Origin of the sequence: Streptomyces sp. NPDC050546 (assembly GCF_044457425.1) — a bacterium.
Taxonomy (GTDB): Bacteria; Actinomycetota; Actinomycetes; order Streptomycetales; family Streptomycetaceae; genus Streptomyces.
Genome location: NZ_JBITGX010000001.1, coordinates 605,876 through 631,822 on the forward strand (window position 1 = coordinate 605,876; position 25,947 = coordinate 631,822).

Annotated in this window: 21 protein-coding genes; 12 read left to right on the forward strand and 9 right to left on the reverse strand. The window is 71.5% G+C overall.

Features of this window, described 5'->3' with window-relative positions; translation table 11 throughout:
* Positions 1-43 precede the first annotated feature (43 nt).
* From ACIBK5_RS02710 to ACIBK5_RS02735, 6 genes are all read left to right on the forward strand, one after another.
* Positions 44-1,081 (forward strand): LacI family DNA-binding transcriptional regulator, encoded by a 1,038-nt coding sequence (locus tag ACIBK5_RS02710; protein WP_399015395.1) that lies wholly within the window; start codon positions 44-46, stop codon positions 1,079-1,081.
* A gap of 72 nt (positions 1,082-1,153) precedes the next feature.
* The gene (locus ACIBK5_RS02715) at positions 1,154-2,485 is read left to right on the forward strand and encodes an ABC transporter substrate-binding protein (RefSeq protein WP_399015397.1); all 1,332 of its coding nucleotides are present in this window, start codon (positions 1,154-1,156) and stop codon (positions 2,483-2,485) included.
* A 2-nt stretch (positions 2,486-2,487) separates the two neighbouring features.
* Complete coding sequence (locus ACIBK5_RS02720; RefSeq protein ID WP_399015399.1) at positions 2,488-3,408, forward strand: carbohydrate ABC transporter permease; 921 nt, start codon at positions 2,488-2,490, stop codon at positions 3,406-3,408.
* Positions 3,405-4,229, forward strand: coding sequence for a carbohydrate ABC transporter permease (locus tag ACIBK5_RS02725; protein ID WP_399015401.1), 825 nt, complete (start codon positions 3,405-3,407; stop codon positions 4,227-4,229). The genes ACIBK5_RS02720 and ACIBK5_RS02725 overlap by 4 nt, the downstream gene beginning before the upstream one ends.
* A gap of 88 nt (positions 4,230-4,317) precedes the next feature.
* Positions 4,318-6,783: a cellulosome protein gene (locus tag ACIBK5_RS02730; RefSeq protein WP_399015403.1), complete on the forward strand. Its 2,466-nt coding sequence runs from the start codon at positions 4,318-4,320 to the stop codon at positions 6,781-6,783.
* A 190-nt stretch (positions 6,784-6,973) separates the two neighbouring features.
* The gene (locus tag ACIBK5_RS02735; protein ID WP_399015405.1) at positions 6,974-7,960 is read left to right on the forward strand and encodes a sporulation protein; all 987 of its coding nucleotides are present in this window, start codon (positions 6,974-6,976) and stop codon (positions 7,958-7,960) included.
* 410 nt (positions 7,961-8,370) lie between these two features.
* On the opposite strand, the gene ACIBK5_RS02740 is transcribed toward ACIBK5_RS02735, so the two are convergent.
* On the reverse strand, positions 8,371-9,354 hold the full coding sequence (locus tag ACIBK5_RS02740) for a M56 family metallopeptidase (protein WP_399015408.1): 984 nt from the start codon (positions 9,352-9,354) through the stop codon (positions 8,371-8,373).
* A gap of 6 nt (positions 9,355-9,360) precedes the next feature.
* On the reverse strand, positions 9,361-9,747 hold the full coding sequence (locus ACIBK5_RS02745) for a BlaI/MecI/CopY family transcriptional regulator (protein ID WP_399015411.1): 387 nt from the start codon (positions 9,745-9,747) through the stop codon (positions 9,361-9,363).
* Positions 9,748-9,895: 148 nt separating this feature from the next.
* On the opposite strand from ACIBK5_RS02745, the gene ACIBK5_RS02750 reads away from it, so the two are divergent.
* The 3 genes from ACIBK5_RS02750 to ACIBK5_RS02760 all read left to right on the forward strand — a co-directional run bounded on the left by ACIBK5_RS02750 (position 9,896) and on the right by ACIBK5_RS02760 (position 11,465).
* The gene (locus ACIBK5_RS02750) at positions 9,896-10,471 is read left to right on the forward strand and encodes a TerD family protein (RefSeq protein WP_399015412.1); all 576 of its coding nucleotides are present in this window, start codon (positions 9,896-9,898) and stop codon (positions 10,469-10,471) included.
* Between the two features lie 80 nt (positions 10,472-10,551).
* Complete coding sequence (locus tag ACIBK5_RS02755; RefSeq protein WP_399015414.1) at positions 10,552-11,226, forward strand: hypothetical protein; 675 nt, start codon at positions 10,552-10,554, stop codon at positions 11,224-11,226.
* A complete protein-coding gene (locus ACIBK5_RS02760) occupies positions 11,214-11,465 on the forward strand; it encodes a twin-arginine translocase TatA/TatE family subunit (RefSeq protein WP_399015416.1) in 252 nt (83 codons plus the stop codon). Before ACIBK5_RS02755 ends, ACIBK5_RS02760 begins: the two co-directional genes overlap by 13 nt.
* Before the next feature lie 116 nt (positions 11,466-11,581).
* Here the strand turns inward: ACIBK5_RS02760 and htpG are convergent, their stop codons facing one another.
* The 4 genes from htpG to ACIBK5_RS02780 all read right to left on the reverse strand — a co-directional run bounded on the left by htpG (position 11,582) and on the right by ACIBK5_RS02780 (position 15,451).
* The gene (gene htpG / locus ACIBK5_RS02765) at positions 11,582-13,480 is read right to left on the reverse strand and encodes a molecular chaperone HtpG (RefSeq protein WP_399015418.1); all 1,899 of its coding nucleotides are present in this window, start codon (positions 13,478-13,480) and stop codon (positions 11,582-11,584) included.
* A gap of 86 nt (positions 13,481-13,566) precedes the next feature.
* Complete coding sequence (locus tag ACIBK5_RS02770) at positions 13,567-14,265, reverse strand: class F sortase (protein WP_399015420.1); 699 nt, start codon at positions 14,263-14,265, stop codon at positions 13,567-13,569.
* Between the two features lie 134 nt (positions 14,266-14,399).
* Entirely contained in the window at positions 14,400-14,933 is a 534-nt protein-coding gene (locus ACIBK5_RS02775) for a hypothetical protein (RefSeq protein ID WP_399015422.1), read from the reverse strand.
* A gap of 230 nt (positions 14,934-15,163) precedes the next feature.
* Positions 15,164-15,451, reverse strand: a complete 288-nt coding sequence (locus ACIBK5_RS02780) for a DUF3040 domain-containing protein (RefSeq protein ID WP_399015424.1) — start codon at positions 15,449-15,451, stop codon at positions 15,164-15,166.
* A 342-nt stretch (positions 15,452-15,793) separates the two neighbouring features.
* On the opposite strand from ACIBK5_RS02780, the gene ACIBK5_RS02785 reads away from it, so the two are divergent.
* Positions 15,794-16,759 carry a HAMP domain-containing sensor histidine kinase gene (locus ACIBK5_RS02785; protein ID WP_399015426.1) on the forward strand — a complete coding sequence of 322 codons (966 nt, stop codon included), beginning with the start codon at positions 15,794-15,796 and terminating at the stop codon, positions 16,757-16,759.
* The gene (locus tag ACIBK5_RS02790) at positions 16,756-17,412 is read left to right on the forward strand and encodes a response regulator (RefSeq protein WP_399015428.1); all 657 of its coding nucleotides are present in this window, start codon (positions 16,756-16,758) and stop codon (positions 17,410-17,412) included. Before ACIBK5_RS02785 ends, ACIBK5_RS02790 begins: the two co-directional genes overlap by 4 nt.
* 25 nt (positions 17,413-17,437) lie before the next feature.
* On the opposite strand, the gene ACIBK5_RS02795 is transcribed toward ACIBK5_RS02790, so the two are convergent.
* The 3 genes from ACIBK5_RS02795 to ACIBK5_RS02805 form a co-directional block, all read right to left on the reverse strand.
* Positions 17,438-18,697 (reverse strand): cation:proton antiporter, encoded by a 1,260-nt coding sequence (locus ACIBK5_RS02795; RefSeq protein WP_399015430.1) that lies wholly within the window; start codon positions 18,695-18,697, stop codon positions 17,438-17,440.
* Between the two features lie 245 nt (positions 18,698-18,942).
* On the reverse strand, positions 18,943-20,406 hold the full coding sequence (locus ACIBK5_RS02800) for an arabinose isomerase (RefSeq protein WP_399015432.1): 1,464 nt from the start codon (positions 20,404-20,406) through the stop codon (positions 18,943-18,945).
* Positions 20,407-20,434: 28 nt separating this feature from the next.
* On the reverse strand, positions 20,435-21,691 hold the full coding sequence (locus ACIBK5_RS02805) for an MFS transporter (RefSeq protein WP_399015434.1): 1,257 nt from the start codon (positions 21,689-21,691) through the stop codon (positions 20,435-20,437).
* Between the two features lie 208 nt (positions 21,692-21,899).
* Between ACIBK5_RS02805 and ACIBK5_RS02810 the strand changes: the two genes are divergently transcribed.
* The gene (locus tag ACIBK5_RS02810; protein ID WP_399016218.1) at positions 21,900-25,859 is read left to right on the forward strand and encodes a glycosyl hydrolase; all 3,960 of its coding nucleotides are present in this window, start codon (positions 21,900-21,902) and stop codon (positions 25,857-25,859) included.
* Positions 25,860-25,947 lie beyond the last annotated feature (88 nt).

A 25,947-nucleotide genomic window follows, 5' to 3' on the forward strand; every position in this document is an offset into this window, starting at 1 on the left:
ACGGTCTCTTGACGACCCAAGTGTGACCGGTCACAATCCTCGCATGAATGTGACCGGTCACACAAGGCGCCCGGCGAGCATCAGGGACGTCGCGACCGCGGCGGGGGTCTCCTACCAGACGGTCTCGCGGGTGATCAACGGCCATCCCAGCGTCCGGCCGTCCACCCGGGAGCGGGTGCTCGCCGCCATCGACGAACTGGGCTTCCGCCGCAACGCGACCGCCCTCGCCCTGGCCAGCGGCCGCACCCGCACCGTGACCGTGCTCACCGCGAACACCACCCACTACGGCTACGCCTCGATCCTCCAGGGCATCGAGGAGGCCGCCCGCGCGGCGTCGTACGCGGTCGGGATCGGGGTCCTGGAGTCCGCCGACGACGCGGCCGTGGCCGCGGAGGTGCAGCGCGCGGCGGACGCTGGCGGCGGGATCATCGTGATCGCCTACGATCCGGCCGGTGTCCGGGCGCTGGGAGCCGTGCCCACGGCGCTGCCGGTCGTCGGTGTGGTCGAGACCCCGGCGAGCCCGCCCGGCGGCGACCGCCCCTGGGTCTGGACCGACGACCGCGAGGCCGCCTACCAGGCGACCCGTCATCTGCTCTCCCTCGGCCACGAGACCGTTCACTACGTCGCCATCCCGTCCAGCACCCGCCGTACCAGCGCCCGCACCAGCGGCTGGCGGCAGGCGCTGCAGGAAGCCGGCGCCCCGGAACCCCGCCCCGTACAGAGCAGCTGGGGACCCGCGGGCGGTCACGCGGCCGGGCTGAAGCTGGCGGGCGACCCGTCCGTCACCGCGATCCTGTGCGGCAACGACGATCTCGCGCTCGGCGTGCTCCGCGCCCTGCACGAGGCCGGCCGCCCGGTGCCGGGCGAGGTCAGCGTGGCCGGTTTCGACGACGCCCCGCACTCCGCCTTCCTCACACCGTCCCTGACGACCGTACGCCTGGACTTCACCGGCCTCGGGCGGGCCGCGTTCGCCCTGCTGCACGGGGTGCTGGAGGAGTCGGCGCAGGTCGCACCGCATCCCGTGTCCGTGCCCGAACTGGTGGTGCGGGAGAGCTCGGGGCCGCCGCCCGCCGGTCGCTGAACACCGCTCGTCCGCACAGCAGTTGTGAGTCCCGCTTCCTGAACCGCACCGCCTGCTCCGGAAAGGCACGAGATGAAGAGAAGAGCTCTCCCCGCCCTGGCACTGATATGCGCCGCCGGCCTGACCGCCACCGCGTGCAGTGACCCGACCGCCGGGGACTCCGGTGACTCCGGTTCGAGCGGGAAGAAGACGGAGGTCGACCCCACCGCCCGCCTCGACGGCGTGAAGCTGACCATGTGGACCGCGCAGAACACGGTCAACGCGCCCAAGCAGGTCATCGACGCCTTCGAGAAGGCCACCGGCGCCACGGTCGACACTCAGGCGATCCCGGACCTCTACGAGCAGAACGTGCCGACGAAGCTGGCCTCCGGCGACCGCCCCGACCTGATGTTCTGGCAGCCGTCCATCTCCACGCTGCCGTTCATACAGCCGAAGCAGAACCTCCTGACCCTGGTCGGGGAGCCGTGGGAGGCGAAGCTCGGCGGGACCGAGAAGTCGCTCGGCATGATCGACGGCAAGCGGTACGCGGCGATCGTCACCAGCCCCGCCATGCTCGGCGTCTACTACAACAAGGACGTCTTCAAGCAGGCGGGCATCGCCGAGAAGGACTTCCCCAAGTCCTACGACGAGCTGCTCGCCCTCGGCCGCGAGGTCGTCGACAAGTCCGACGCGGCAGGCTTCTACGAGGCCGGCGGCGACAAGTGGCCGCTCCAGTGGCAGATGCAGCTCCAGCTCACCGACCTCGACCAGCAGTGGTGGGCCGATCTCAACACGGGCAAGAAGAAGTGGACCGACCCGGTCGTCGTCGGCGCCATCAAGAAGTACAAGGAGAAGCTGCTCGACGCCGGGCTCGCCCAGAAGAACTACCGGACGGGCACGTTCACCGGGCAGGCCGACGCGCTGTGGAAGGGCGAGGCCGGCATGGTCCTCAACGTCACGTCCTTCCAGAGCCAGTTGCAGGCCAAGTACTCCACCGCGGAGATCGACGAGAAGATCGGCTGGTTCCCGGTCGCCAACTCCTCGGCCACCGGCCTGTACTCCCCCGACCAGACCAACGGCGTCGTCGCCTTCAAGACCGGTGACGACAAGCGGCAGAACGCGGCCCGGCAGTTCCTCGCCTTCTGGCTCGGTCCGGACTACCCGGACTACATCAAGACGATGAAGATCCCGTCCGTGCAGCCGTCCGTGCCCACCCCCGGCGGACTGCCCGGGACGTCCAAGGCCCAGGTGGCGGCTCTGCCGAAGGCCATCGGCGTCTTCCAGGCCAAGGCGATCGTCGCCCCGGACACCCACCTCTACCTGGCCGACATGATCTTCGGCAAGAAGAGCCCGCAGCAGGTCGCGCAGGCAATCCAGGACCAGTTCGCGCAGGTGGCCAAGGCCCAGGGCGCCCCCGGGTTCTGACCATGGCGGACACGGTCGTACGTACCAAGCCCGCGCCGGTCGGGGGCGCGCCGAAGAAGGTGGGGCGGCTGCCGCGCGCGGCCGTGCACCACCCCTGGTGGTTCGCGCTGCCCGCGGTCGTCGTCTTCGCGGGCTTCTTCCTGGTGCCGAACCTGCTCAACTTCTACTACCCGTTCACCAACTGGTCCTCGTACCACGCGGACATCGCCTTCACGGGCCTGGACAACTTCAGGACCATCGCCGAGGACGGCTCGCTGCTGCGTGCGATCCGTACGACCCTGGTGTACGCGCTGCTGGCGGCGTTGTTCCAGAACGGCTTCGGGCTCGTGCTGGCGCTGCTGCTGGAGGACGACAGCCGGTTCAACCGGTTCTTCCGTGCCGTCTTCTTCCTGCCGGTGCTGATCTCGGCGCTCGCGACCGGCTACGTGTTCCAGGCGCTGCTCGACCAGGACGGGGCGGTCAACTCCCTGCTGGGCACGGACATCCCCTGGCTGGGTTCCACGACCTGGACGCTGGTGATCGTCACCCTCATCCACGGCTGGAAGTGGATGGGCCTGTCGATGCTGATCTATCTGGCCGGGCTCAAGGGCATCCCCGGCGAGATGCTGGAGGCCGCGAAGTGCGACGGGGCGGGGCCCTGGCGGACCTTCTGGTCGGTGCGCTGGCCGATGCTCGCGCCGGCCGTCACCTTCAACGTCACCACGGCGCTGATCGGTTCGATGAACACCTTCGACATCGTGCAGGCCACGACCGGCGGCGGCCCCGCGGCCTCCACGGAGGTCTTCAACATCTACATGTTCCGGATCTTCGGACAGGGCCTGTACGCCCAGGCCTCCGCGATGAGCCTCGTGCTGTTCCTGGTGGTGGTCGCCGTGGCGATTCCGCTGGTCGTGGGGCTCCGGCGAAGGGAGCAGCTGCTGTGACCGCGGTGTGGCGGTACGGCCGCCCCTCCCTCGTCGTGCTGCTGGCCGCGCTGGCCGTCGGTGTGCCGCTGTGGCTGGTCGCCGTCACCTCGGCCAAGCCGCAGGCCGAGGCGATCGAGCCGAACCTGGACCTGCCCGGGCACTGGCAGCCCGCGAGCAACTACGCGGACGCCGTCAGCGAGGGCGAGATGCTGCGCGGCTTCCTCAACTCGCTGCTGGTCGTGGTGCCTTCGGTGGTGCTGGTGCTGATCCTGGGGGCGGGCGCCGCCTGGGTCTTCGCCCGCCGCAAGTCGAAGCTGGTCTCGACGGCGTACGCGCTGTGCATCAGCGGACTGCTGCTGCCGCCGGCTGTCATCACCATCGTGATGGAGCTGCGGCAGCTGGGGCTGGCCAACACCCGCCCCGGCATGATCGCCGTCTACACCGGCATGTATCTGTCGACGTCGATCTTCTTCATGACCGGCTTCATCCGCGCCATCCCCATGGAGCTGGAGGAGGCGGCCCGGATGGACGGGGCGACACCGTCACGGATCTTCTGGCGGATCGTCCTGCCGCTGCTGCGGCCGGTGATCGCCACCGCGACGATCATGGTGATGCTCTATGCCTGGAGCGACGTCTTCTACGCGTTCTTCGTCCTCGGCGGCGGAGAGCGGGCGACCCTGCCGCTCAACCTCTACCAGGTCGCCAGCGCCCAGCTCTATCTCAACAACTGGCATCTCGTCTTCGCGTACGTCGTGGTGATGAGCCTCCCCATGGTCGCCGTGTTCCTCGTCGGCCAGCGAAAGATCGTGTCCGGAATCACCAGTGGAGCCGTCAAGTGACTGGAGGTCCAGCAGCGTGAGCACCCCCGCCCGCACCAGATCCCGCACCAGAACCGCCCTGATCACAGCACTACTTGGAGCAGCCGCCATGGCAGGCACCCTCCCCGCGGCCGGTCCCGCCGCCGCGGCCGACCCCCAGCGCCTCACCGTCGACCTCAGCAGCTCCGAGGGCCCGGTGATGCTGGGCGCCAACGGCTCGCTGTACGGGCTCAGCGACGACGGCGTGCCCAGCGACGCCGCGATGGCGCCCTTGAAGATCACCAGCGTCTCGCAGAAGCCGGAGGGCGGCGCCCAGCACCCCAACGGCGACGCGCTCACCGTCTCCAAGTCGTTCTTCCGCAACGGCGGCGGCGAGATCAACGTGATGATGCAGGACATCTACGCCAAGTGGCCGTACGAGGACCTCGGCATCGACGACTACCTCCCCAAGGTCGACAAGATAGCCAAGGAGGTCTCGTCCGACCCGAACAGCGAGCGCTTCGTCTACATCCCGTTCAACGAGCCCGACCAGATCTGGTACAAGCTCGACGTCCAGGACCAGGCCCAGTACGAGAAGAACCGCGACCGGTTCTTCAAGGACTGGAAGACGGTGTACCAGCGGATCCGCGCGATCGACCCGGACGCGCGGATCGCCGGACCCAATGAAGCGGCGTACCACACACGCCTGTTGAAGGACTTCCTCGCCTTCGCCAAGCGGGAGAACGTGCTGCCCCAGGTGATGACCTGGCACGAGCTCGGCTCCGGTTCGCTGCGCGACTTCCAGGCGCACTACGACGAGTACCGCAAGCTGGAGCGCGAGGCGGGCGTCGCCCCGCTGAAGATCAACATCGATGAGTACGCCAACCGCCGCGACCTGTCCGTGCCGGGGCAGCTCGTGCAGTGGGTGTCCATGTTCGAGCGCAACAAGGTGTACGCCAACATGGCCTACTGGGACGCCGCCGGCAATCTCAGCGGCCATGTGGTGCGGTCGAACATACCCAACGGCGGCTGGTGGCTGTTCCGCTGGTACGCGGGCATGACCGGGAACACCGTGAAGGTGACGCCCCCGCAGCCCAACTCCATCGACACGCTCCAGGGCCTCGCCTCCCTCGACGCCTCCCGCCGCCAGGCGCAGGTGCTGCTCGGCGGCTCCGGCGACGACTCGGACGTGGTCGTGCGCAATGTCCCCCGGTCGGTGTTCGGCCGTACGGTCACCGCGACGGTGGCCGAGGCGGCCTGGTCCGGTTACGAGGGGCAGCACGCGGCTCCGCGGGTCCTGGCGCGCACCAAGGTGAAGGTGGCGGACGACGGTTCGGTGACCGTTCCGCTGCGCGGATCGCACAAGATGTCGGCGTACCGGATCGTCCTCACCCCCGGCGGTTCGGGCACCCCGTCCGCCGCGTCCGTCCCGTGGTCGGCTTCGTACGAGGCCGAGGACGCGGCCATCACCGACGGCAAGGTGTACACCCAGGGCACCGTGCAGAACGCCAACGGCTACGCGGCCTCCGGCACCAAGGACGTCGGCTCCCTCAACCAGCCCGGCAGCAAAATCGCCTTCACGGTGCGGGTGCCGAAGGACGGCACGTACGACCTGGCGATCCTGTACGGCAACCAGTCCGGCGGCCCCGCCACGCAGAAGCTGTCCGTCGACGGCGGCGACCCGGTGACGGTCGGCTACCCCTCCACCGAGAACTGGACGTACCGCGCCAAGAAGGATGTCGGCGTCCAGCTGAAGGCCGGTACACACCAGTTGGTCCTGTCCAAGGGCGACGCCGAGGTCACCCTCGACCGGATCGACCTGACCACACGGACGGGCGCGGCCTCCGCGTCGTACGAGGCCACCCTGGCGGACATCAGCGGCAGGCCGTCGTACGACTACTCGTCCTCGGCCGGGACGGGCACGGGCGCCCTGGTGCTGCGCTCGGGTGACAAGGCGGTGTTCGACGTCTACGCCCCGCGTGACGGCTACTACACGGTGACGCCGCGGGCCTCGGCGGCGGTGAAGCTCGCGCTGCACGGGGAGACGGTCACGGCGGCGCCCGGCCGGCCGCTCCGGCTCTACCTGGTCGCGGGCAACAACCGGATCGCGATGGCGTCGGGCCACGCCGCCGTGCGCTCCCTGGACGTCTCCGGCGACGGTTCGGCCTCCGGCACCCTCTCCTACGAGGGCGCCTCGGCCACGCTCGCGGGCGGCGCCAAGCTCGTCGACTCCCGGCACGCGTCCGCCGGCTCGTACATCGGATGGCTCGGCAACAGCGCGTCCAGCACGGCCGAGTTCACGGTGGACGCGCCCCGGTCCGGCCGCCATGTGCTGGTCGTCCACTACGCGCACAACGACCGCAGGGACAACGGCCACGCCTACAACACCGACATCATGTCCCGTACGGCGGACATCACGGTCGGAAGCGCGGCACCGGTGAAGGTCACCTTCAAGAACACCTGGAGCTTCGACGACTACTGGACGGTCGGCGTCCCGGTCGATCTGAAGAAGGGTGCCAACAAGGTGACGTTCGGCAACGCGAGCGCCTGGGCGCCGAACATCGACCGGATCGAGCTGGGCCGGGTCGTGGGCTGAGCCGTGCGGTGACGCCCGCCGGTTGCGGAGGAGTGTTCTCCTCCGCAACCGGCACCGCCGTGTCCGGGGCGGGCCGCTGCCGGCGGCCCGCCACACCTCACCCTCACCCGCCCCATCCCCTATGCTTCTACATGCCTGTAGAGATTCTTGCAGAACGTCAGTACACGCATGTGAAGGAGTGGACGCCACCATGGTGTTCAAACGACTGCTCGGCGCGATCGGCGTGGGCGGCCCCACCGTCGACACGGTCCTCGACCCGGCTCCCGTCCGGCCCGGCGGCACGCTCACCGGTCAGGTTCAACTCGTGGGCGGAAAAGCGGACTTCGACATCGAGGGCATCACCCTTGAGCTGGTGGCCCGGGTCGAGGCCGAGCACGAGGGCGGCGAGAGCGAGGGGGCCGTCACCTTCGACCGCTTCACCGTCGGCGGCGGCTTCCGGCTCGCCGAGGGCGAGCAGCGCGGCGTGCCGTTCAGCGTGACCCTGCCGTGGGAGACACCGGCCACCCAGTTGCACGGGCAGAGCCTGGGTGTCGTCCTCGGCGTGCGCACCGAGCTGTCGGTGGCGGGTGCGAAGGACAAGGGCGATCTGGACCAGCTGATCGTCACGCCGCTGCCGGTGCAGGAGGCCGTGCTCGAGGCCCTGGGCGGGCTCGGGTTCGGTTTCAAGTCGGCCGACCTCGAGTACGGGCGCATCGGCGGCACCGGCCAGCAACTGCCCTTCTACCAGGAGATCGAGCTCGTCCCGTCACCCCGGTACGCGCAGCAGGTCAACGAGATCGAGCTGACGTTCCTGGCGAGTCCGGGCGGCATGGAGGTCGTGCTGGAGGCGGACAAGCGCGGCGGCTTCCTGTCGTCCGGCCACGACGCGCTCACCCGCTTCAACGTCTCCCACGAGGGTGTCGAGCAGCAGGACTGGGCCGCGATCGTCGACGGCTGGATCCAGCAGCTCGTCGGGCACCGGGCGTCGTACGGCTCCCCCGTCGGCTTCGGCTCCCCCGCCGCGTTCAGCCCGGCCGGCCATGGCCACGACGGCCACCGCTCCGGCCCGGGCATGGGAACCGCCGTCGCCGCGGGTGCGGCCGGACTCGCCGTCGGAGTCGTCGGCGGCATGGTCGCCGGCGAAGTCGTCGACGAGGTCGGTGACTTCTTCGAGGGCGAGGAGGAAGAGGAGGCCTGAGACGGGGCCGAGGCCGGGCCGGCCAGTCTGGTCGGGCCGACCCGGCGCCCGCGCAGGGCACGACACCCCGGGCTGCCGACTCCCGGGGGCGGGTCCGGCGGAGAGACTTCCCGGACCATCGCCTGGCCCGGAGCGGGAGTCCTCGGGGCCGTCCAGGGGGGGGACAGCGGGCGCCTCGGGCACCGGTCCGGCTCAGGTCCCCAACCGCCTACCCCGGACCGGACAGGCGAGGTGCCCTTCTTGGGGGCGCGGGGAACTGCGCGACCAGCCACACACAACCCGCACACGCCAACGGCCAACAACTCTTGGCCACCTCGGCACCAACTACCGAAGCTGCACCAGCCACACCTCGGGCCCCGGCTCCGGGCGACGGGGCCAGGGCGCGAGCCCCCAAGTGAAACCAGGGCACCTCACAGAGGCGTCGCCGCGTGCAGGATGAGCACCATCGTGACGGCGGAGTTCGCGGACGACATCGCCGACACGGCCGTTCCCGCGGCCGCGCCCCATGCCGCGAGGCCGACCGAGGTGAACACCGAGGGCCAGGTGCGGACGGCGGGTGCGGGGCCGAGCAGGGCCGCCACCCGGCGCGGCACCGGCCCGGGGGCGGCGAGTCCAGCGAGCGTGGGCGCCGGGGTGCCCCGGGAGACGAGGGCGGCCGTGCCGATCGCCCGCGCCACCGTGCGGCGGCTGCCGATCGTCCGGGCCGCCTCCTCGTCGGCCCACCGCTCGGCCGTGTAGGCCACGGCCGTGCGCAGCGGCCGCAGGAAAGGGTTGGCCCGGGCGGCGAGCCGCACGGCGAGCAGGAGCCGGTCGTGCCGGGCGGCAAGATGCGCCCGCTCATGGGCGAACAGGGCCCGGCGTTCGGCCGACCGCAGCTGGTCCAGCAACCCGGTGGTCACCACGACGCGCCCCGCGCGCCGGCCACGGGCAGCACCACCGGCACCGCCACGCGGAGCACCACCGCTCCTGCCTCCGGGCAGCGCGTACGCGTACGGCACGGCGTCCGGCAGTACGGCCACCTCCGTGTCCGGCAGCCCGGCCAGTGCGCGGTGGGCGCGGCGGCGCACCCGGGCGTGCCGCCACAGGGTCCGGCCGCAGGCGACGACCACCGCGCACAGCGCGGGAATCGCGGCCTTGCCGACGATCTCGTCGTACGGCACCGCCGCCCGCACCTCGGGGTCCGACCAGCCGTCGGGCAGCGGGTTGCCGGGGAGCTGGGCGGTGCCGACCACCATGACCAGGCCCAGGCACACGGTGCTGCACAGCGCCAGCACCGCCGCCATCGCGGTCAGCAGACGGGTCGCGGTGCGCGGATGCAGATGCTGTTCGGCCAGGCGGGCGACCGGCCATGCCGTGAGCGGCAGCACCAGTGGCATAAAGACGAAGACCCCCATGAGGCTTCAGTCTTCCCCCTCGTCATGGGCCTGATCCAGCAGGTCACGCAGCAGCCGTTCGTCGTCCGGGCCGAGGCCGGTGAGGAAACTGGCCAGCACGGCCTCGCGGTCGCTCTCGGCGTCCAGCACCTTGCGCATCTTCCGCGCGGCCAGGCCCGCCTGGTCCGAGGCGGGCGTCCAGACGAAGGACCGGCCGACCCGCTCCCGGGTGACCGCGCCCTTGCCCAGCAGCCGGGTCAGGATCGTGATCACCGTCGTGTACGCGAGGTCACCGCCGAGGCGTTCCTGAACCCACCCGGCCGTCGCCGGACCGTCCGCCTCCCGCAGCGCCTCCAGCACCAGCGCCTCCAGCTCGCCCTGCCCCCGCCGGGGACGCTGCCGGGGATCCGTCACCGCCCTGCCTCCCTTCCACCGCCCTGCGTTGCCCGTGGGCACATCGTATAGATCCGAGGGACCACACCCGTTACCTTCTACAGTGTTGTAGATTTTAGCTGGGTTCGCTTCCGGGACCCGGAACGCACACGTCAAGAAGGAGTACCCCGTGGGAGTTTCCCTGTCCAAGGGCGGCAACGTCTCGCTCAGCAAGGAGGCCCCTGGCCTCACCGCCGTACTGGTCGGCCTGGGCTGGGACGTCCGCACGACCACCGGCACGGACTACGACCTGGACGCCTCCGCCCTGCTCCTCGAGGCCTCCGGCAAGGTCCCCTCCGACCAGCACTTCGTCTTCTACAACAACCTGAAGAGCCCGGACGGCTCGGTCGAGCACACCGGCGACAACCTCACCGGCGAGGGCGAGGGCGACGACGAGACCGTCAAGGTGAACCTCGCCGCCGTGCCCGCCGCGATCGAAAAGATCGTGTTCCCGGTGTCCATCCACGACGCCGAGAACCGCGGCCAGAGCTTCGGACAGGTCCGCAACGCGTTCATCCGGGTCGTCAACCAGGCCGGCGGTCAGGAGATCGCCCGCTACGACCTGTCCGAGGACGCCTCCACCGAGACGGCGATGGTCTTCGGCGAGCTCTACCGGCACGGCGAGGAATGGAAGTTCCGTGCCGTCGGCCAGGGATACGCCTCCGGCCTCGCCGGTATCGCCTCCGACTTCGGCGTCAGCGTCTGACACGGACCGACCGCACCGCCGGGCCCGCCGAAGCACGGCAGGGCCCGGCGGCCGCATCAGCAAACCGACCAGGAGACCACGTGGCCGAATCGTCCCGCCTCCGCCCCGAGGACCGCGCGGACTTCGAAGCGGTACTGCACCTGGCGCTGGGCACCGCGGACATCCGCGGTGCCCTCGGCGCCGACCCGACCGGCCGGACGGCCGCACGTCTGCGCGCCCACGCACTGGCCCACGCCGACGACATCGCGGCGGCGGCCGGCGAGCCGTACCGCGCCTATCTCACCGTACGGAGGGCGGCCCGGCACGAGGCGTGGTTCGAAGGGCGGGGCCCGCTCGGCACCGGCAGTCTGCTGCCGGCCCTCGCGGTGCTCACGCCCCTCGTCGCGGCCACCTCCGCCGGGGTGCTGCTCCTGCTCGGCGGCCTGCTCCAGGTGGCCGACGCCCCCGGGCCGTTGCCCGGATCGCTCCTGGCGGCCGGCTGGACCCTGGCGCTCGTGGCCGCCGTGACCGGCCTCCTCGCCCTGGCCGCGCTGTTGCGCACGGCCCTGGGACGACGCGGAGCGCCTACGGCCGGCCGTGTGGAGCACGCCCGGCTGGCCTGGCGGCAGGCGCTGCTCGACCTCGGCGTGCTGCCCCACCTGCGCGGGCAGCTGGCCCCGCCACCCGAGGCGGCGATGACGCCGTCCTCCCCGCCCGATACGCTCGCGCCGTGCCCGGCCCGGGCGGGAAAGGACAGGACACCATGTTCGGACTGAGCGAGATCGCGATCATCCTCATCGTCGTCATAGCCGTGATCGGAGCGAAGAAGCTCCCCGAACTCGCCCGCTCCGCCGGCAAGTCGGCGCGCATCCTCAAGGCCGAGGCACGCGCCGCGAAGGACGAGGAGTCCGGGTCGGGCACCGCGCCGCGGGTGGTCCAGGGCGAGATCGTCCCGCCGGGCACCGGCACGCCCCCGCCCGGCGCGCGGGCGACGGGCGCGCCGGACCATCCCTGATCCCTCCCGTGGATCCCCGTCCGGGATCCGTCCCGTGGATCCCCGTCCGTGATCCGTCCCGTGGATCCCCGTCCGGGATCCGTCCCGTGGATCCCCGTCCGTGATCCGTCCCGTGCCTACAGCGTGCGCTCCAGGCGGTCCGCCACCAGCTTGACGAAACGGGCCGGATCCTTGGGCTGGCCGCCCTCGGCGAGCACCGCCAGCGTGTGCAGCAGCTCGGCCGACTCGACGAGGCCCGAGCGGTCCTCGCGCTCCTTGTACGCCTGGTTCAGGCCCTTCACCAGCTGGTGGCCGGGGTTGAGCTCGAGGATCCGCTGGGCGCGCGGCACCTCCTGGCCCATCGCCCGGTACATGTTCTCCAGCGCCGGGGTCAGATCGTGGGCGTCCCCGACGACACAGGCGGGAGAGACGGTGAGCCGCGCCGACAGGCGCACCTCCTTGATGTCCTCGCCCAGCTGCTCCCGCATCCAGCCGAGCAACCCGGCGTAGTCCTCGGCCTGCTTCTCCCGCTCCTCGTCGGCCTTCTCGTCCCCCTGGGCGTCCAGGTCGATCTCACCCTTGGCGACGGACCGCAGCCGCTTGCCCTCGTACTCGCCGACGGCGTCAACCCACACCTCGTCGACGGCGTCGGTGAGCAGCAGGACCTCGATGCCCTTGTCGCGGAACGCCTCCATGTGCGGGGAGTTCTCGATGCTCTGCCGGGACTCGCCGGTGAGGTAGTAGATGTCCTCCTGGCCGTCCTTCATCCGCTCCGCGTACCGCGCCAGCGTGGTCGGCTCGTCGTCGGCATGCGTGCTGGCGAAGGAGGAGACGGCGAGGATGGCGTCGCGGTTCTCGGAGTCGGTGACCAGGCCCTCCTTGAGGACGGTGCCGAACTCGCGCCAGAACGTGGCGTAGCGGTCGGCGTCCTTGGTCATGAAGTCCTTGACCGTGGACAGGACCTTCTTGGTCAGCCGGCGCTGCATCATCCGGATGTGCCGGTCCTGCTGGAGGATCTCGCGGGAGACGTTGAGCGAGAGGTCCGCCGCGTCGACGACGCCCTTGACGAAGCGCAGGTACGGCGGGAGCAGCTCCTCGCAGTCGTCCATGATGAAGACGCGCTTCACATAGAGCTGGATGCCGCGCTTGAAGTCCCGTGTGAACAGGTCGTGCGGGGCGTGCGCGGGGACGAAGAGCAGGGCCTGGTACTCGAAGGTGCCCTCGGCCTGGAGGCGGATCGTCTCCAGCGGCTCGCGCCAGTCGTGGCTGATGTGCTTGTACAGCTCGTGGTACTCGTCGTCGGAGACCTCGTCGCGCGAGCGCGCCCACAGGGCCTTCATGGAGTTCAGCGTCTCGGGCCCGGGCGCGCTGTCGCCGTCGCCCGCCTCCGGGACCATCCGGATCGGCCAGGTGATGAAGTCCGAGTACCGCTTGACGATGTCCTTGATCTGCCACGGCGAGGTGTAGTCGTGGAGCTGGTTCTCGGGGTCCGCGGGCTTGAGGTGGAGCGTGACGGACGTGCCCTGGGGCGCGTCGTCGACCTTCTCCAGCGTGTACGTGGCCTCGCCGCGCGACGTCCAGCGGGTCCCCTGGCCCTCCCCGGCCCGCCGGCTCACCAGCGTCACCTCGTCCGCCGCCATGAAGCCGGAGTAGAAGCCGACGCCGAACTGGCCGATGAGCCCCTCGGCCCCGGCCGCGTCCTTGGCCTCCTTCAGTTCCTGGAGGAAGGTGGCGGTGCCCGAGTTGGCGATGGTGCCGATGAGCCGCCCGACCTCGTCGTACGACATTCCGATGCCGTTGTCCCGCACCGTGAGGGTGCGGGCCTCCTTGTCGACGTCGATCCGGATGTGCAGATCCGACACGTCGGCGTCGAGCGAGTCGTCCCGCAGCTTCTCCAGACGCAGCTTGTCGAGCGCGTCGGATGCGTTGGAGACGAGTTCCCGCAGGAAGACATCCTTGTTCGAGTAGACCGAGTGGATCATCAGCTGGAGCAGCTGACGGGCCTCTACCTGGAACTCAAACGTTTCGGTCGTCATGGTTCGCGTATACCTCACAGGTCCCACAGTCGCCTGAAATCGTGGCTGCAACTGTAAAACACCAAGTCAGGCCGGGGACCCGGAAGTCAGACGAGGTGGGCGAACACCACCAGGTTCTCGGTGTAGTCGCGGGCCTTGCGGTCGTAGTCACCCGCGCAGGTGATGAGCCGGACCTGGGCGTCGGCCGTGTCGCCGTAGACGCGCTCGCTGGGGAAGCCGTCCTTCTCGAAGGACTCCGCTCCGTCGACCACGAAGGTCGCCCGGCGGCGGTCGGCTCGCACCACATGGAACCGGTCGCCCTTCCGCAGCTCGCCGAGCCGGGCGAACACGGCCAGGGACGTCGCGGTGTCCACGTGCCCGGCGATGATCGCGGTGCCGGTCTCTCCGGGCGAGTGGCCCTTGGCGTACCAGCCGACGAGGTTGGTCTCGTCGGGCGGCGGGGGTGCGAGCTGGCCCGAACGGTCGATGGCGAGGCCGGTGAACGGCGCGTCGACCGCGATCTTGGGAATGAGGAGGCGGACCGGCCGGGACCGGGGCAGACGCGGGCGGGCCTTGGACGATCCAGGCCGGTAGGGCCCCGCGGACGTGGACGGCGCGGCCGCCGATTCGGCCGGCGGGGCGTGCGGGCCCGCGGTGTCGGACGACTCGTCGCCGCCACCGACCAGGCACAGGGTCAGGACCAGGGCGGCCACCGCCCAGAAGGCCGTCACGGCGGTGCGGAATCGCCGCTTCGACTTCTGCGGCTCGGGGCCTGAGTCGGCAGGGGTAGGGGGACTGGCTGCCATCGGGGACCACCTCATTAGGGCACGGCAGCGCATCGGGCAGGGCAGCGGGCACGACACGCGGGGACGACGAGCCGGGCCGCCGCGACGCGAGGGGCACGTGCGGCGGCCACGGCGGCTATGTGGTCAGGCATCGGTCATGCCGTGCCCCGCGAGCCCCTCTGGCGTCGCAGCGCGTACACGCCGGTACCGGCCACCGCGAGCACGGCGAGACCGCCGGCGGTGACAGCCGGCCCGGCCAGTGCGCCACCACCGGTGTGGACACCGCCGCGCGGCTTGTCGTGCTTGCCGTGCTCGTCGTGCCTGCCGTTCTCGTCGTGCTTGCCGTTCTCGTCGTGCTTGTCGTTCCAGTCCTTGTCGCGCTTGTCCCCGTAGGGGTCGTCGTGCTTGTCGCCCCAGGGGTCCTCGCCGCGCTCGCCGTCCTTGTAGGTGTCCGGGTCGTGCTTGGGGTTGTCCCAGTCGTCGTCGGCGTTCACAGCGGCCAGCGCTCCGCCACCCGTGTGTACCCCACCGCGCGGCTCGTGGTGCTTGCCGTCTCTGTGGTGCTCCTTGCTGCTAGAAGTGGTGTCGTGGTCCCGGTCACCCATGGCCTCGGCACAGGCGGTGGGTGCGGCGATCGCGAGGGCCGCCGTGGCGGTCGCCGTCGCGAGCAGAATGCGGGCAGAGCGCATCGGTAGTCCTTCCGTCGCGGCCCGGGCAGCTGACGCCACGCCAGCTCAGGAGACCCGGCCTCGACGTGAACCACCGTCAGTCATGCCGGGCCGTCCCACCATCCAGGACGTTCACACGGGTTACGACCGCACTCTGACGGCGGCATTCCCAGGGCCGTGGCCGGTCCGTTCCGGAGGGGCCCGGCTGCCGTCACACGCCTGGCGCAACGGCCACACCGCTCACCGTGGCGTCACCGCCGCCAGGGGCCCTGACGCCCCAGGCGGTTCGGGTCCGGGTCGACCAGCTGGGCCGACATGCCGACCACGACCAGCCCGGCCGCGATGAGCAGCCCCTGGGCCAGGGCGATGCCGGAGCCCAGGACGGCCACGCCGAGTGCCAGTGCCCACCAGGCTCCGGTACGCCGGTACTCCCGGGGCCGGGCCGGGCGGCCGGATCGCAGGGCACGGGCGAATCTGGGGTCCTCCCGCTCGAGTCGCGCTTCGAGGTCGACGAGACGTTCGTCTCCGGACTGGGGCACGGCCTCTCCTTCCCGGAACCCGGCAGCGCTTCGGGGCAGGGCACGGCACGGCCGAGGCCATGGCGGGTCCTGGGGTGTCGGGCCACGTGACGGTGCGGAGGGAGACAGCCCGCCGACGCGCGGCGCGGCCGGTCTCACCAGGGCTTCAGCTTCTCCCCCCTCCAGCGGCTGCCGCCATCAGGCCCCACCCTCATCCTTCCCGGTGCCCGCACTGTACGAACGCCGTGCCGGGAGGCCGGTGTTCGCCTCGAGGATGGGTGGTGTCACGGATGGCGGCGGGGCCGGGCAGCGCACACGCTGGAGGGATGACGGAGGCGGACAGGTCGGTGGAGGCGGTACGCGGTGCCCTTGTTCTGGCGGATCTTCCTGCTGAACGCCCTGGTGCTGATCACGGCGACCGCGCTGCTGCTGGGGCCCGTGACCGTCTCCACGCCGGTGCTGCTCACCGAGGCCGCGGTGCTGACGGTGGGGCTGGCCGCGATGCTCGTCGCCAACGCCCTGCTGCTGCGGGTCGGGCTCGCCCCGCTCCAGCGTCTGACGCGGGCCATGACGACGACCGACCTGCTGCGTCCGGGGCGGCGTCCCGCGGTCGGCGGGCAGGCGGAGGTCGCCGAGCTGATCACTACCTTCAACACCATGCTGGACCGGCTGGAGGACGAGCGGGCCACGAGCAGTGCCCGGGTCCTGTCCGCCCAGGAGGCCGAGCGGCGCCGGATCGCCCAGGAGCTGCACGACGAGGTCGGTCAGACCCTCACGGCCGTTCTGCTCGAACTCAAGCGGGTCGCCGGTCATGCGCCGCCCGACCTGCTGGAGGAGCTGCGCCAGGTGCAGGAGACCACCCGGGCCGGTCTGGACGAGATCCGTCGTATCGCCCGCCGGCTGCGCCCCGGTGTGCTGGACGAACTCGGTCTGGCGAGTGCGCTGAAGTCCCTCGTCACCGACTTCGGCGGGCCCTGTCTGTCCGTACGGCACCGTCTGGACGCGGATCTGCCACCGCTCGGTCCGGAGGCCGAGCTCGTCCTCTACCGGGTCGCGCAGGAGGGGCTCACCAATGTCGCCCGGCACGCGCGGGCGCGGCACGTCGAGCTCGCCCTGCGGCGGACCGGGACGGGCGTGCAGCTGTGCGTCCGTGACGACGGCCGGGGCACCGGTGACGCGCCGGAGGGGGCCGGCATCCGCGGCATGCGGGAACGTGCCCTGCTCGTCGGCGCCGACCTCAGCCTGGGCCCCGGCCCGGAGAAGGGCACCGAAGTACGCCTGACCGTCCCCGTGCCCGTACGCGATCCCGACCGGAACGGACGGCCATGACCGACTCCCCCACGCGCATCCTGCTCGCCGACGACCACGCCCTGGTGCGGCGCGGCGTCCGACTGATCCTGGACGCCGAACCCGACCTCACCGTGGTCGCCGAGGCGGACGACGGTGCCGAGGCCGTCGCCCGGGCCCGCGAGCACCGGCCCGATCTGGCCGTTCTCGACATCGCCATGCCCCGGCTGACGGGGCTCCAGGCCGCCCGGGAGCTGTCCCGGACCTGCCCCGGGACGCGGATCCTCATCCTGACCATGTACGACAACGAGCAGTTCTTCTTCGAGGCGCTGGGTGCCGGTGCCTCGGGCTATGTGCTCAAGTCCGTCGCGGACCGCGACCTGGTCGAGGCGTGCCGGGCCACCATGCGGGGCGAGCCCTTCCTGTATCCCGGTGCCGTGGACGCTCTCGTCCGCGACTACCTCGACCGCGTCCGGGAGGGCGGCGCACCGCCCTCCCGGGCCATAACCGACCGTGAGGAGGAGATCCTCAAGCTCGTCGCCGAGGGCCACACCTCGCAGCAGATCGCCGAGTTGCTGGTCATCAGCCCCAAGACGGTGGAGCGGCACCGCGCCAATCTGCTCCAGAAGCTCGGCCTGAAGGACCGTCTGGAGCTGACGCGCTACGCCATCCGTGTCGGGCTGATCGAGCCCTGAGAGCGAAGCCCTGAGGCGGAGGCCGCTAGCGCTCGGCCTCGGCGGGCTGGGGAGCGGGCGCTGCGGGGTCGCTTGGGGGCTCGATGTCGTACGACGGGGCCGTGCGGCCCGGCAGGAGGTCCTGGGCGGACCGGAGCGCGCGGGCGAGCAGGGCGGAGCGGCCGGCGGCGATGGGGCCGAGGACCGCGAGGACGAGGACGTATCCGGCGATGAACGGGGCGAGGCGGTTGTCGAGTCCGGCGCTGGCGGCCATGGCGGCCAGGATCAGCGCGAACTCCCCGCGGGCCACCAGGGTGGTGGCGATCTCGGCGGCGGGCTCGGCCCCGTAGCCGTACACGCGGGCGACGAGGAGTCCGGCGATGATGTTCATGACGACGGTCAGCGCGGCGGCCGCGGCGACCGGGCCGACGACGGACAGGATGTCGCCGGGGTCGATGGAGAGACCGAAGGCGAAGAAGAAGATCGCCGCGAAGGCGTCGCGCAGCGGATGCACCAGTTCCCGGATGCGCGGGCCGGAGGGGGTGCCGGCCAGGATCAGGCCGACCATGAACGCGCCGATGGCGTCGGCGACTCCGAGGACCTCGGCGACTCCCGCCACGAGGACGGCCGCGCCGAGGAAGGTGATGACGAGCAGTTCGCTGTCGCGGGTCGCGATCAGGCGCCCGGCGAGCTTCGTGCCGTAGCGGGCCGCGGCGGCCAGGACCAGCAGGAAGCCGAAGGCCTTGGCGCCCTGGAGGACCATGTCCCCGACGCCCTGGGCGCCGCTGATGACCGGCTGGAGCGCTGCGAGGTACAGCGCGAGGAAGATGTCCTCGACCACGATGACGCCCAGGATGAGACGGGTCTCCGGGCGGCCGATGCGGCCCAGGTCGATGAGGATCTTGGTGACGATGGCGGACGAGGAGATCCCGAGGACACCGGCGAGCACCAGCGCCTCCCGGACACCCCAGCCCAGGGCGAACCCGAAGGCCAGACCCGCGCCGACGTTGAGCAGCAGATAGATCCCGCCCGCGGTCAGCAGGCGCCGGCCGCCGCTCTTGAGGTCGTCGAGGTGGAACTCAAGGCCCAGGTAGAACAGCAGCAGCACCAGTCCGAGCGCGGAGAGCATCTCGAAGTCGTGTGCGTCCTCGACGATGACCAGGCCCGGGGTGTGCGGGCCGAGCAGGATGCCCGCGAGCATGAACAGCGGGATCGTCGGGAGTCCGATCCTGCCGCCGAGGCGGGCGAGGAAGGCGGCGGCCAGGAAGGCACCGCCCATGGCGAGGAGGCTGTCAGCGTGTCCCACGGGTCACCGCCTTCGTGGGAGCGCGGTGGGCGGATCGTTTCACCTTGCGGGGATGGATAGGGGCTCCTCCTTCGAGGGGGGGCTCTGAACGGGCAGCGTCGTCCGCCTCTCGGCGGGGACCGAGGCCACGGCCATGACAACCGGCACGAAAGCCTCGGCGACGCTGCCAGCCTCACACGCACACCGGTGGCGTCACCATCGGTGCCCGCACCCATCTCCGGGCGGGGACGACACCCATCTCCCCGTCAGACGCCCCGGTGCTCGATGCCCAGCAGGCTCGCCGCGGCCCGGAAGTCGGCCGCGTGATGGCCGACCGCGAGAGACCAGTGGTGGCCGACGCCCGTGGCGCTCCAGGCGTCCACCCATTCGCCGGGATCGCGGCCGAAGTCGACGCGGCTGGTGGTGTTGCCGATCTCCAGCAGCGGTCCGGGGACGACGGTGCCCTCGGAGGTGATGAAGGACAGGCTGCCATCGGCGTCCTGGCCGAGGCCGAGCAGGGTGACGGGCCCGTGCCGGACGTCGAACTCGACACTCACGCCCCAGCCGCGTTTGCCGTGGTAGACGCCGAGTCCGCGCAAGAGGGGGTCGCGGGCGCTGACGGCGAGGTGGGCGGGTCCGTCATGGCCCATCTCCACGACGCCGTCCTCGAAGTCGAGGGCCTGGATCTCGGTGAAGGAGCCGCCGGCGCCGACGCTCTGGGAGGCGAGCTGGGCGACGCTGGTGCGCAGTTCGTACTCGCCGGCAGCGGGCACGCCCCTGGCGGTGAGCAGGGAGGCGCCCAGGATCATGCCGGCGCCGAGCCGCTCGTGCAGTTCGCCGTCGAGGCCGCGGTGGTAGTAGGCGAGGGTGTCGAGCCCGAAGTCCTCGACGAGGCGGTCCAGTGCGACCGACACGGTCGCGCCCCAGGCGAAGTCCTCGTCCACCACGCTGTCGTCGAGGGTGAAGACCTGCCGGGCGAGCGCCATGCGCTCCTTCGTCTCCGCCTCTCTCACGCGCTCCACCCGGTGCCGCAGGTCGTCGAACTCCAGCACCTCCACGTGCGAGCCGAACGTCGTGGCCAGCAGCGTCGGATCGGTCTGCACGTCGAGCATGCCGGGATACACGTGCCCCATGAGGCCGTGCCGGGCGTGCCGGAGCGCCGCGCGGATGTGCGCGGCCCGGATCCACTGCTCGATGCGCCGCCAGGCGGACTCCTGGCGCAGCCATCCCGAGACCGACCGGAAGGGGATCCCGGCGCGCCGGAAGACGTTGCCCACCTCGGGGACGGAGCACTGGGCGCAGTAGGCCAGCCAGTCCCCCGTGTCGAAGGTCGCGTGGTTCATCCGCTCGGTCGGCTGGAGGTCGATGACCAGGACGGGCGTGTGCGAGCGCCGCGCGATCGGCAGCACCATGGACGACGTCAGATACGTCGTCAGGAACAGCACGATCAGATCGCAGTCGGCCCGGCGCAGCAGTTCGGCGGCCTCGGCGCCCTCCTGCGCGTCGGAGACGAATCCGGCGTCGGTCACCTCCGCGTCCATTCCCCGGAACCGCTCGGCGACATAGGCGGCCGACTCCTTCAGCTGCGGGAGGAGCCCGGGGAACTGCGGCCAGTAGGTGCCCAGTCCGCCGGCGACCAGTCCGATCCGGGTGCGGCGCCGGGTGACCGGCGGGAGCAGGTCGTGCAGGGCGGTGGTCCGTACGGCCCCGCGGTCGGCGGTCGTTGCCATGGTCGGTGCTCCTTGTCGGGTCTGCTGCTCAGGTGCTGGGGATGCGCAGGCTCGCCCTGTCGGGCACGGCAGGGGAGGAACGCGGCACCAGGACGCGGATGATGAACACGCCCGCGAACGCCGCCACCGTCATACAGGCGGTGATCGTCCAGAGCAGGACGGCCGGGCTGTGGTCGGCGAGGGCGGGGGTGAAGAACGCGGCGACCGCGAAGACTCCCCGCGACAGGGCGTAGGTCAGGCCTTGGGTGGTGCCCCGGGTGTCGGCGGGCAGCGTGAGCTGCGACCACACCTTGTAGTTCGCCTCCCCGGCGAAGGGGTTGGAGAGCTGGTAGAGGACGAAGAAGACGAGCATGCCGACGAGCGCGCCCGCGGTCAGCGACGCGATGACGAAGGCGAGGATCTGTACGACCGCGGCCACATGGAACAGCCGGTCACGCCAGGGGGTGTCCGCGAAGCGCACGAAGGCGAAGGTCAGCAGCACCCCGATCGGGATGGCGGCCAGGTTGATTCCGGTGGCCAGGCTCTGTGAGGCGTCGCTGACGGTGACGAGCAGATAGGTGCCGAACTGGCCGAAGGTGTTGGCCCCGAGGCCCCAGGTGACGTAGAAGACGAAGGTCGCGGTCATCGGCAGCAGGGCGGCGCGCGTCCAGATGTTCTTCAGGGAGACACCCTGCGGGGCCGCGTCCGTTTCGGTCTCCGACGGCTCGTCGGGCAGCTTCAGCCGGGAGCGGAAGGCCCAGGTGACGAGCGCGGCTACGGCCAGCTGGCCGGTGATGAGCCGGGCCCCGGTCATGCCCGAGGTGGACAGGACGAAGCCGAGGGCGATGGCGACGGCGATGCCCAGCATCCACATGACCTGGGTGAAGGCGACGAGCCTGCCCCGGGCCCAGGAGGGCGCGGCGTCCGAGACCACGGCCAGGGACGTCGGCAGGTCGGCGCCGGCCGCGAGCCCCGCGACGAGGACGCCGATCAGCAGCGTGATGTCGTCCGGGGCCAGCGTGATGACGATCGCGCCGAGGGCGAAGCAGAAGATGTCCCAGTTGTAGACGCGGCGGCGGCCGAAGAGGTCGGCGAGCCGTCCGCCGACCAGGGACCCGACGGCGATGCAGCCGGTGACGATCGCGCTGATCGCACCGGCCATCCACACGCCCATGTCGTAACTGTCGCGGTAGATGGCCAGGTTGACGGAGATGCTGACGATCAGCCCGGCATCGAGATAGGAGGCCATGCCCGACAGGGCGGCGGCCTTCCAGAGCTGTTTCGGGATGGGGCGGGTACCGGCCATGCTGCGACTCCGTCGTCTGGTGACATCGCGGTTCCGGGGGCCTGGTCGCAGTGAATATAGGGCGAGAAAAACGTTGCAACAAGATGTCGCGCGCAGATGCCTGACATGGCGTCGGAGTCGTCGCCACCGTGCGCGGTTATGGCGTCACCCTGCCAGGTCCCTTACGGTGAAGATGGCCTAAAAACGTTTCAGGGGAAGGACCGTGCCCGTGCTCTCCCCCGCGCTCCAGCGCCTGTTCGACGACCCGCCCCGCGACTTCGGCCCCACGCCCCTGTGGTGGTGGTCGGGTGCGAAGGTAACCCGCGAGCGCCTCGCCTGGCAGTTGCGGGCGTTCGCGCAGGGCGGTGTCCACAACCTCGTCGTGATCAACCTGGCCCCGGCCGGCCCGACGTTCGGTGCCCGGGCCGACGATCCGGCGTGGTTCGGCGAGGAGTGGTGGGCGCGCTTCACCGACGCCTGCGAGATCGCCGCGGAACTGGGCACGCGCCTGTGGTTCTACGACCAGATCGGGTTCTCCGGCGCCAATGTGCAGGGCGGTGTGACACGGCGTCATCCCGAGGCGGCCGGCCGCGCGCTGCGCTGTCACGACGTCACCGTCGCCCGGGGCACGGTCACCGTCGGTGCTGCCGAGACCCCGCTGGCCGCGTACACCCGGCAGGGCCGGCGCCTCGACCTGGCCACGGACGGCCCGGGCCCCGTGGGTGTCGCGGCCGCCGACGGAACCGCGGTGCGGCTCGTCACCACCGTCCCCACGGCGTTCGACTACCTCGACCCGCACGCCGTGGACCTGTTGATGGACACCGTCCACCACGAGTACGACCGCCGGGTCCCCGAGTACCTGGGGACCGTCATCGCGGGCAGCTTCCAGGACGAACTGCCGGGCACCAACGCGTGGAGCCACCGCTTCGCCGACGAGTTCCGCGCCCGGCGCGGCTACGACCTGCTCGACCATCTGCCGGCCCTGTTCGGGACGAACGCCACCGTGCCCGAGGGCGAGATCCGCGCCGACTACTACGCGGTCCGCGCGGAGCTCACCGAGGAGGCCCTGTTCCGGCCCCTCGCCGACTGGCACCGGGAGCGCGGTCTGCTGCTCGGCAGCGACCAGAGCCACCCGGCCCGCGCGGGGTACCCGGCGCAGTCGACGCAGATCTACACCGACTACTTCCGGACCCACCGCTGGTACAGCGCCGCCGGCAGCGACCACCACGGTGACGCCAAGGTGCACTCCTCCATGGCTCACCTCTACGGCCACGAACGGGTGTGGATCGAGGCGTTCCACTCCTCCGGCTGGGGCGGCACGCTGGAGGACACCTACCACTGGCTGCTGCCGTTCCTGCGCAGCGGCGCCAATCTGTACAACCCGCACGCCAGTTACTTCGGCACGGCGGGCGGCTGGTTCGAGTGGGCGCCGCCGTCCACCGACTGGCGCCAGCCCTACTGGAAGCAGTACCCGGCGTTCTCCCGTGCCGTTGCCCGGATCTGCTCGATCATGTCCTGGGGGAGCTACGCGGCCGACGTGGCGGTCCTGCACCCGACCGCGACCATGCAGGCGCTCATTCCGCTGGACGCGCCGGTCCGGCACTTCGGCGACGGCCGGCTGGGCGACGGCCATGCCGACGCCGACGAGACGCAGCGCCACTACCTGGACCTGTGCGGCACTAACAACTGGCTCGCCCCGCGCGTCGGCAGCCTGGACCGGCACGGGATCTCCTTCGACGTCGTCGACGACGACTCGGTCCAGCGCGCCAAGGCCACCGACGGCGCCCTGCGCATCAGGGACCTGGCGTACCGCACGTTGCTGCTGCCCTCGGCGAGCGTGCTGGAGGAGGAGACGGCGCGGCGGCTGGCCGAACTGCTCGACGCGGGTGGGCGGGTCGTGGTCGTGGGGCGTCCGCCCGGTTCGGCCGCGGGCCGGTCCGGTGACGACGCGGTGGTGGCGGCCCTGCTGGCCCATCCACGGCTGGAGCGGGTGCGCGACCCGGAGGCCGGTGCGGTGGCGGTGGCCGACCCGGCAGGGTACGCGACCGGTGAGGTGCCGCTGCTCGTCAGGAGGCAGGGCGACGAGGCGGTGGCGCTGGTCACGGCGGCCTTCCCGGAGATCGGCGCGCATCCGCTGCGGGCCGGCACCTCCACGCCGGGCGTCGCCGTCGGCGCGTCGTCCGTCACCGTGCGGGCCGCGGTCGCCGAGGCCGAGGTGTGGAACCCGGCGACCGGCTCCCGCCGTCCCGCGCGCGTCGCCCGCTCCGACTCCGCCGACGGCACCGTCTCGACCATCGAGGTGCCGCTGGACGGCGCCCCCGCGGCGCTGGTCGTGTGGCGTGAAGGCCGCCCGGCACCGACGCCGCCGGAACGGGAGTCGCCCGACCGGGTGCTCGACCTCTCGGCCGGCTGGCACGGCCGCCTGGTCCCCACCCTGGACAACACCTGGGGCGATCTGGCACTGCCCCCGGGTACGTCCGTGGACGAGCCGCAGCTCCGGACCATGGAGTGGAGCGAGGGCACGGTGTGGGAGCGGATCCGGGCCACCTACGGCAACCGGGTCCGTGTCCTGCCCCCGGTGCCCGTCGGCCAGGTGCCCGAGCCGCTGGACGCCGAACGCGCCGAACGCGTCCTGGCGGGCGAGCTGCCCCTCGTACCGCCGGACGCGGGCTGGGACGTCGCCGTGTACTCGTCGAGCCGGGGGATCCCGGACCCGGGCGGGCCGCTCGGCCTCAAGGGGCTGGTGAACGAGGAGTTCGTCCGCGTGCCCGTGCCGGTCGGGGCGACGGCCGCCCGGGTCCGGACGATCGTGGAGACCGATCACCGGGGGCCCGCCGAACTGCAGGTCGGCGCGGAGGCCCGCAAGCGGGTGTGGTGGAACGGCGAGCCGCTGGACCCGGACGGCGACGGGTACCTGGCGTCCGCCCCGATCACGGTGACCCGCGCCCGCAACGTGCTCGAGTACGAACTGTCCGACGCCCAGAGCCGTCCCTCGACGATCTCGGCCGAGGACGGCACACCGCTGGGCAGCTTCTTCTGCCTCTCCGCGCCGGGCGGGCTCGGGCCGCGTCCACGGTTCATGCGCCCGCCGGAGGGTGTGCGGCCGGACGGCGGGGTGACGTACCGCGCGCGGCTGCGGGTCCCGGGCGAGGGTGCGCGGGCGGTGCTCGTGGTGGGTGCCGCCTCGGCGGTCACCGTGCTGCTCGACGGCGACGTCGTGGCGCGGCAGGAGAAGGTGGAGTACTACGAGGCCGACTGGGGCGCCGTACCGCAGTTCTTCCGCCACGAACCGGCGCTCGGGGCGGGCGAGCACACCCTGGAGGTCGTGTCCGGCAGTGCCGACGCCCGGGACTCGGTGTTCGTCGACCTGGTGGTGCGGTCGGGGGCCGGGGTGACGGCCCTGGTCAGCGGCGCCGGCTGGGAGGCCTGGACGGGCGCGTGGCGGGGGCGGACCGTCGAGGACGAGCGCAGGCGGGGCGAGCTGCGGCACTGCCACGCCGTGGTACGGCCGCATCCGCTGCCGGACACCGGGTGGCTCACCGGCCGGCCGGTGCTCGCCGGCACCGTTTGGCCGTCACGGTCCACGGACGATGTCCACGCGGCCCCGCAGCGCTTCCGGTTCACCGTACCGGCGGGCACGGTGTCGCTCGAGCTGCCGCTGGCGCTTCCCGCGAGCGTGCGGGTCGGGGACGGGCCGGAATCGCCACTGGACGGACATCGGCTGACACTGCGTCAGCCACTTCCGGCGCCCACGCCGGTCGAGGTGGTCACCGAGCCGACGGCGGTACTGCGGGGCGGCTCGGCCTGGCGAGGGCCGGTGCGTGTGCGGACCGTACCGGCGCCGCTGCCGCTCGGTGGCTGGCGTGAGCTGGGGCTGGGGAGCTGGAGCGGCGGTGTGACGTACGCGCGTGCGCTTCAGGTGCCGCCGGGGCCCGATCCCGTGCTGGATCTCGGGCGGGTCCGGGGCAGTGTGGAGGTGTCGGTCGACGGGGAGTTCGCCGGTGAGGCGTTCTGCGCGCCATACCGTTTCCCGTTGCGCGGTGCCGCCGGGCGGACCGTCCGGGTGGAGGTGACGGTCCGGGGCACGCTGGCGCCGTATCTCGCGGAGGCCACACCGACCGCCTGGGCTTTCGACTCCCAGTTGTCGTCGGGGCTGCTGGGGCCGGTGACGCTGCGGCTGCCCTCCTAGACCCTGTCTTCAAATCCCCCTCTGCCCCACGACGCCCGGCACGCACTCTCGCTGCACCGGACGCCGCGGGGCCGCCCTTCGGGCGACG

Excerpts from the sequence above, each read along its gene's own strand:
- ACIBK5_RS02805 (WP_399015434.1), bottom strand. The coding sequence starts at position 21,691 with ATGGCCGGTACCCGCCCCATCCCGAAACAGCTCTGGAAGGCCGCCGCC.
- ACIBK5_RS02770 (WP_399015420.1), bottom strand. The coding sequence starts at position 14,265 with ATGGCAGCCAGTCCCCCTACCCCTGCCGACTCAGGCCCCGAGCCGCAG.
- htpG (WP_399015418.1), bottom strand. The coding sequence starts at position 13,480 with ATGACGACCGAAACGTTTGAGTTCCAGGTAGAGGCCCGTCAGCTGCTC.
- ACIBK5_RS02730 (WP_399015403.1), top strand. The coding sequence starts at position 4,318 with ATGGCAGGCACCCTCCCCGCGGCCGGTCCCGCCGCCGCGGCCGACCCC.
- ACIBK5_RS02790 (WP_399015428.1), top strand. The coding sequence starts at position 16,756 with ATGACCGACTCCCCCACGCGCATCCTGCTCGCCGACGACCACGCCCTG.
- ACIBK5_RS02735 (WP_399015405.1), top strand. The coding sequence starts at position 6,974 with ATGGTGTTCAAACGACTGCTCGGCGCGATCGGCGTGGGCGGCCCCACC.
- ACIBK5_RS02760 (WP_399015416.1), top strand. The coding sequence starts at position 11,214 with ATGTTCGGACTGAGCGAGATCGCGATCATCCTCATCGTCGTCATAGCC.
- ACIBK5_RS02775 (WP_399015422.1), bottom strand. The coding sequence starts at position 14,933 with ATGCGCTCTGCCCGCATTCTGCTCGCGACGGCGACCGCCACGGCGGCC.
- ACIBK5_RS02710 (WP_399015395.1), top strand. The coding sequence starts at position 44 with ATGAATGTGACCGGTCACACAAGGCGCCCGGCGAGCATCAGGGACGTC.
- ACIBK5_RS02800 (WP_399015432.1), bottom strand. The coding sequence starts at position 20,406 with ATGGCAACGACCGCCGACCGCGGGGCCGTACGGACCACCGCCCTGCAC.
- ACIBK5_RS02715 (WP_399015397.1), top strand. The coding sequence starts at position 1,154 with ATGAAGAGAAGAGCTCTCCCCGCCCTGGCACTGATATGCGCCGCCGGC.
- ACIBK5_RS02720 (WP_399015399.1), top strand. The coding sequence starts at position 2,488 with ATGGCGGACACGGTCGTACGTACCAAGCCCGCGCCGGTCGGGGGCGCG.
- ACIBK5_RS02740 (WP_399015408.1), bottom strand. The coding sequence starts at position 9,354 with ATGGGGGTCTTCGTCTTTATGCCACTGGTGCTGCCGCTCACGGCATGG.